Origin of the sequence: Acidovorax sp. HMWF029, assembly GCF_003060895.1 — a bacterium.
GTDB lineage: Bacteria > Pseudomonadota > Gammaproteobacteria > Burkholderiales > Burkholderiaceae_C > Acidovorax.
The window spans coordinates 16,336-19,068 of sequence record NZ_QAIH01000328.1 but is presented as its reverse complement, the minus strand read 5'-3'; the positions used below and the strand labels follow the sequence as shown (position 1 = coordinate 19,068).

Genomic DNA, 2,733 nt, shown 5'->3' with positions numbered 1-2,733 from the left:
GCTGGGCGGGGCTGAACCAGTTGGCGTAGGCAAAACCCAGCACCTGCCCGTCCTTCTCGGCGACCAGCCACGGCAGGCCACGTGCCAGCACGTCGGCGCGGCGACCCGCCATGTCGGCTTCAGAAGGGGGATCGATCTCGAAGGTGCCTGTGCCGTGGAGCACGTGGTGTTGGTAAATGGCTGTAATGGCAGGGATGTCGCTGTCGGTGCTGGGACGGATGGTGGGCATTTTGGAGGAAATGGATATAATCGCGGGCTTTGCAGCGTGTCGCTGGCCGGGTGGCCATGTCGCGTGTCTCAAGCGTTGCGAATATGGTTGCGAACACTGTGGCTTACGGCAAATGTTGCCGGAGTTCACCACCCGAAGGATAAATCATGGTCGTCATTCGACTCTCCCGCGGCGGCTCCAAGGGCCGTCCTTTCTTCAACATCGTCGTTGCTGACAAGCGCGTGCGCCGTGATGGTCGCTTCATCGAGCGCATCGGCTTCTACAACCCCACCGCCAAGGAAACCGAAGAAGGTCTGCGCATCGTGCAAGACCGTCTGGCTTACTGGGTGGGCGTTGGCGCCCAGTCCTCCCCCACGGTGGACCGCCTGATCAAGCAAGCCGCCAAGAAGGCTGCTTAAAGCTCCCTGAAAAGGGCGGGTTCCGTCGGCTTGTCTGGCGGAACCCGCCCTTTTCCTATTCTGGAATCTCCCCGCCATGGCCACCATTCCCCTGACCCTCGAACCCGCAGAGCTGCCGCCCGATGCCGTTGAAGTGGGGCGCATTGCCGATGCCTGGGGTGTCAAGGGCTGGTTCAAGGTGCTCTCCCATAGCAGCAGCCCCGAGGCGCTGTTCGCGTCCAAGCGCTGGTACCTGCAGCCGTCCGAGCGGGGTGCCAAGGCATTTGTCGGCACGGTGTTGCTGTCCATCCGCCAGGCCAAGGACCATTCCGACACCGTGGTGGCCTGGGCGCAGGGCATTGATGACCGCAATGCAGCCGAGGCCCTGCGCGGCGCGCGCATCTTTGTGCCGCGCTCAAGTTTCCCCTCCACTGCAGCAGATGAGTTCTATTGGGTTGATCTGATTGGCTTGTCGGTCGTCAATCGCGAAGGTGTGGCGCTGGGGCAGGTGCAGGAGCTGATGTCCACCGGACCCCAGACCGTGCTGGTGCTGGCCTATGAGGAAGATGGCAAGGCCCGCGAGCGCATGATCCCGTTTGTCTCTGCGTTTGTGGACAAGGTGGATCTGCCAGAAAAGCGCATCACGGTCGATTGGCAGCCGGACTACTGACCGAACGCCGCTTCTTGGCGCCCTGCACCATGCGCTTTGACATCATCACCCTGTTTCCCGAGCTATTCGCGCCGTTTCTGGCCAGTGGCGTGACCCGCCGCGCCTATGTCTGCGGTCAGGTCGATGTGCGCCTGTGGAACCCGCGCGACCATGCCGAAGGCAACTACCGCCGGGTGGATGACCGGCCCTTTGGGGGTGGCCCCGGCATGGTGATGATGGCCGAACCGCTGCAGCGGTGTCTCGAAGCCATCCGAGCGGAGCGGGCCGAGCCACAGGAGGGCCGGGCGCCGTTGGTTCTTTTTTCGCCCATCGGGTCACCGCTCAACCATGCGGCCGTGGAGCGCTGGTCTGCCAGCGCGGGCGCTGTTCTGCTGTGTGGCCGCTATGAAGGCATTGACCAGCGATTCATCGACGCGCATGTGGATGTGCAGGTGAGCCTGGGGGATTTTGTGCTCTCGGGCGGTGAAATCGCTGCCATGGCCTTGCTGGATGCGGTCGCCCGCCTGCAGCCTGGCGTGCTCAACGACGAAGGCAGCCACCAGCTCGACAGCTTCAACCCGGCGCTCGATGGCCTGCTGGACTGTCCGCATTACACGCGGCCGGAGGAATGGGCGGGGCAGCAGGTGCCAGCGCCCCTGATGTCCGGGCACCATGCGCAGATCGAGCGCTGGCGGCGTGACCAGCGGCTGACCATTACGGCCCGCCACCGCCCTGATCTCATCGATGTGGCGCGCCAGGCGGGGCGTTTGGCCCCAGCAGACGAGGCTGTATTGGCCAAGCTCGCCTGAATTGGTATAATCAAAGGCTTTTCGATCCTCTGGCCGGCCGTTTTGACAGGGATTCCTCCCGCAAAACACTGAACCGTCAATCCCGACGCAGCCATTTTGGCGCGGACAAGATCGTTGGATATCAAACATGAACCTGATCCAGACCCTGGAAGCGGAAGAAATTGCCCGCTTGAACAAGACCATCCCCGAATTCGCCCCTGGTGACACCGTCATCGTGAGCGTGAACGTGGTGGAAGGTACCCGCAAGCGCGTGCAGGCATACGAAGGCGTCGTGATTGCCAAGCGCAATCGTGGCCTGAACAGCGGCTTCACCGTGCGAAAAATCTCCAGCGGCGAAGGCGTGGAACGTACGTTCCAGACCTACAGCCCGCTGATCGCCAGCATCGAAGTCAAGCGCCGCGGTGACGTGCGCCGTGCCAAGCTGTACTACCTGCGTGACCGCAGCGGCAAGTCGGCACGTATCAAGGAAAAACTGCCTTCGCGCGTCAAGGCAGCTGCTACCGCCGCTTGATCCAAGCAAGGCGTGGGCCTGTCCTGACAAGCCGCTACAGCATCAGCCTGTAGCGGCTTTTTGTTTTTTTGGCCTGTTGAATCCGAAGCCCAACCGAAATTTTTGAGTGAATCCATCTCCTCCAGCCTCCGCCGTTTCATCCGTCATTGCGCCGCTGT

General features: G+C 62.1%; 4 protein-coding genes and 1 pseudogene. 4 read left to right on the top strand and 1 reads right to left on the bottom strand.

Translation table 11 applies throughout. From position 1 onward, the window contains the following. Positions 1-229 (bottom strand): annotated as a pseudogene (locus tag DBR12_RS23395) (N-acetyltransferase family protein); the annotation flags it as partial. Positions 230-375: 146 nt separating this feature from the next. On the opposite strand from DBR12_RS23395, the gene rpsP reads away from it, so the two are divergent. From rpsP to rplS, 4 genes are all read left to right on the top strand, one after another. After that, positions 376-627, top strand: coding sequence for a 30S ribosomal protein S16 (rpsP, locus tag DBR12_RS21525; RefSeq protein ID WP_063461301.1), 252 nt, complete (start codon positions 376-378; stop codon positions 625-627). A gap of 76 nt (positions 628-703) precedes the next feature. Next, positions 704-1,276, top strand: coding sequence for a ribosome maturation factor RimM (gene rimM, locus DBR12_RS21520; RefSeq protein WP_108619081.1), 573 nt, complete (start codon positions 704-706; stop codon positions 1,274-1,276). 29 nt (positions 1,277-1,305) lie between these two features. Then, positions 1,306-2,064, top strand: coding sequence for a tRNA (guanosine(37)-N1)-methyltransferase TrmD (gene trmD / locus DBR12_RS21515; protein WP_108619080.1), 759 nt, complete (start codon positions 1,306-1,308; stop codon positions 2,062-2,064). Between the two features lie 127 nt (positions 2,065-2,191). Beyond that, positions 2,192-2,575, top strand: a complete 384-nt coding sequence (gene rplS, locus DBR12_RS21510; RefSeq protein ID WP_056061081.1) for a 50S ribosomal protein L19 — start codon at positions 2,192-2,194, stop codon at positions 2,573-2,575. The last annotated feature ends 158 nt before the right edge of the window (positions 2,576-2,733 follow it).